The following is a 3,254-nucleotide window of genomic DNA, read 5'->3' on the forward strand; positions in this document are numbered from 1 at the left end:
TCACCGGATCTACTGCCAGATGCAATTTGCGCCACACTCGCCGTTTCTCGGCGCCGTATTTTCTGACTTTCCACTCGCCTTCACCAAATACCTTCAGCCCGGTTGAGTCGATAACCAAATTGGTAATACGTCCTTTTGGGGGCTGTCGATAGGCCACAGCTACCGTACGGGCCCGCTTGCTTACACAACTGTAATCGGGGGCACAAAGCGGTACGTTCATCAACTCGAACAGGGAGTCGAGTAGCCCCTGAGTGGCCCGCAGAGTGAGGCTGAAAATCCCCTTGAGCATCAGGAAGGTAGAGATGGTTTGGTCGGTGTAGAGCTGGCAGCGTCCCCGCCGCCCATGATGGTCGTGGTGAAACCAGTTGTTCATGGTCTCGGCATCAACCCAGAAGGTGAGTGAGCCACGGTTAATCAAAGACTTGTGGTATTGAGGCCAGTTGGTGATCAGATCTCCGAGCCCTCAGTTAGTACCATTCAAGCTGCATCGATTTGGGAAACAACGCCCTACTCAACGCTTACAGAAGCCATGTATCGGAAAAATATTATGTATAAACGTTAAGCTATATATCATTCGTAATAAAACAACCGACACCTTATCTTTCATGCTTTTGTATCGCCTTCATTACAAAGCCCAGGCTCATTGAATGGGGCTGGAAAATAAAAACCCATCAATAAAACATACTCATTTCAGTTGTTTTCCTTTAAATGACAATTCCCACTCAATCAGTTGATTTATAGGCATAGGTTTGGCGTACACATATCCTTGAATCAAGTACACGCCCTGTTTATGCAGATATTCCAATTGCTCATCGGTTTCCACACCCTCCGCGATCATCTCCATGTTCGATTCACGACCAAATGCAATAATTGCATCGAGTACATTCCGCTTGAGGTCGGTTGTGCCAATCGTATCAATAAACATTTTATCAATCTTTATACAACGAATACCTAGTTGCTGTAAGTATGCAAAGCCTCCATAGCCTGTACCGAAGTCATCAAGTTTAAAGTGATATCCTCTCAAACCTAGAGTGGCTATTTCTCTTGTTGCAGCCTTCACATCAGAAATAGGAATGCGTTCGGTTAGCTCGAACGTTAATTTTTTTGGATCAGGCCATTGTAGCTTCTTCAACAGATCTTGCAAATATGGCTGTTCTACATGTGCAGCAACTAAATTGATGCTGACCCACTGCATACCATAAAATTTATGTAAATCAGCTACAATTTTACTGACGAGCTGAGTCGTGATTGGTATTATTAAACCTTGACGTTCAGCATAATCGATAAATATTCCTGGAGGGATTAACTCCCCACCACGGCGCCATCTTATTAAAGCCTCATAACCAACAACTTGTTGTGTTCGGCTATCAACTATAGGCTGATAATATGGGATGAACTCATTTTTTTTAAGCGCTGATTTAAGCATTCCACCTAATGAGTTGTTGTGATTACGAAGTAATAAATATGCTGTTACCAGCAATAGGCCGACAACGGATGAAAAAAACAATCCATAATATCGTATTAGATGGGTTACATAGTTACGAAATTTCTCTCCAGCCCATATTTTTTGTTCAACTTTTCTCAGGCTGTCAAGGTGGGATATTGATATAGCTTGATTTTGATGTTTTATCTTTACATCGCCCCTAGGGATGTTAATTTCATTAAAACGTGGATCATTATAAGTGTACTCAAGATAAAAACAGTTTTTACATGGTCTAAGTAGTAAGTCATGTACGAAGCTGTTATTTATTACCCAGTAAATTAGGTTTCCACCACGTTTAGAATAAACTACAAATTCTTGCTCTATACCTGTAGCCCCGGGTGTTGTCGAAATGATGTAATCAGCTTTAGATGGCATATCTTTTATTGCATCAGAAATAGGTAATCCCGTACCAAGTGTCGAGCAACTCTTTCCTCCTGATGTTTTAATCCCTGCGAATCGGATGTGGCTATTGTAATATGATGGATTACGCAATAATTCTATATCTCCCAACCCACAATTAAATTTTATTTTCGGTAACTGAGATACTATATTATGTTCCAGTAGATTATTTCTTTCTTCTGTATGTGTAATTACTTCTTGCGCCTTTTCCTGGAGAAGGTATCTTGTTATTGGTGAAGTTAAAAATGGAGTAAGAAACAGCATTGTAATTATTGGAAAAACAAATAAACATAAACATCCCCAAAATGATTTCAATCGAGGTATAGCTAACATTATTTTTTCGAAAAACCATGTAATCAATTTCATTTTGATCATCTTGAATTAAGAACATCACACTAAAAAAGTTACTCAGTCTTAAGATATTCCTATTGTGTTAAATAGTGGTTCTGAATCGTCCACCACGCCAATTTGCCCGCCTTGGCAAACACAGATGTACTGTCATTCAAATGCCAGTATGGTTTGGCTCCGAGCTCAATACCTTGCACCTTACCTGAGTAAGGCGCGGTCACATCGCTGTGGCCCAATGCAGGATAATCCGCTTTCATATTGCCAAAATAGTTATAATCGGCTTCCACAGCCAGCCAGTCATTGAGCTCATAACCGGCAAACAGACCTGCTCCCAGCGCGTCGTTATCGCATGCAGGTTGTGACTCTCGCAGGCGTTGTGACCATGAACCCAGCCAGCCAGCCTTGGCGCCAACATAGACATCATTATTAGCCATCGCATGCAGTGGCAACACTAACGATAGCAACGACAATGCTATGAAGCTGTTTGAGCTTGGGGGCATACCTATATTCCTCAACTTGAAATACACCTTTAAAGGCGGTGTGCGATAATCCATCACTTAATGGTAGTGAACCAAAATTAAATATGTGACCAACTCAATTTTTTAGTTGCGTTTTTGAAATAATTATGTGCGCTAACCCCATGAGCCAGAAAACGTTTGCTGCCACATCCAGCCAATAATGCCCCACTCGATAATGAGCGGGACACCATCGTCAACCCAACTATCTAATCTGGTTTTCAGTCTGTAGTGGCAGTACAAGATTCATGTTGTTCTTGATATTGAGATCGAACAAACCAGGTAACTTCTCCAGCACCTTGCTGTCCCCACTCACTTTCGCCTTGCCACCCTTGATGAGTTCATCCAGGGTGACCTTACTGGCGAGGAAAGAAAGTAGTGAAGGCTTGTCTATTTCCAGCGTAACATCGGGCTTGCTGGCCTGGTAATCACTCAGACTGTTGAAAACCCCGTTATGGAGGTCGACACCAAATTGCTTGTCGCCTTGCAGGATAAGATTGATCACATGG

The 3,254-nt window shown here is 42.1% G+C and carries 4 protein-coding genes; all 4 read right to left on the minus strand.

Features of this window, described 5'->3' with window-relative positions; translation table 11 throughout:
• Nucleotides 1–451 (minus strand): IS5 family transposase (locus A9G06_RS21135; RefSeq protein ID WP_139126330.1); only part of this gene is annotated, 451 nt, incomplete at its 3' end.
• 234 nt (nt 452–685) lie between these two features.
• Nucleotides 686–2,248, minus strand: a complete 1,563-nt coding sequence (locus A9G06_RS21140) for an EAL domain-containing protein (RefSeq protein ID WP_367141907.1) — start codon at nt 2,246–2,248, stop codon at nt 686–688.
• 59 nt (nt 2,249–2,307) lie between these two features.
• Nucleotides 2,308–2,730 (minus strand): outer membrane beta-barrel protein, encoded by a 423-nt coding sequence (locus tag A9G06_RS21145; protein ID WP_069556538.1) that lies wholly within the window; start codon nt 2,728–2,730, stop codon nt 2,308–2,310.
• A gap of 220 nt (nt 2,731–2,950) precedes the next feature.
• The coding region (locus A9G06_RS21150) for an alkyl sulfatase C-terminal domain-containing protein (RefSeq protein WP_216093232.1) at nt 2,951–3,254 on the minus strand (304 nt) is incomplete at its 5' end.

The organism is Aeromonas sp. DNP9 (genome assembly GCF_001728955.1).
In the GTDB taxonomy this organism is placed as follows: Bacteria; Pseudomonadota; Gammaproteobacteria; order Enterobacterales; family Aeromonadaceae; genus Aeromonas; species Aeromonas veronii.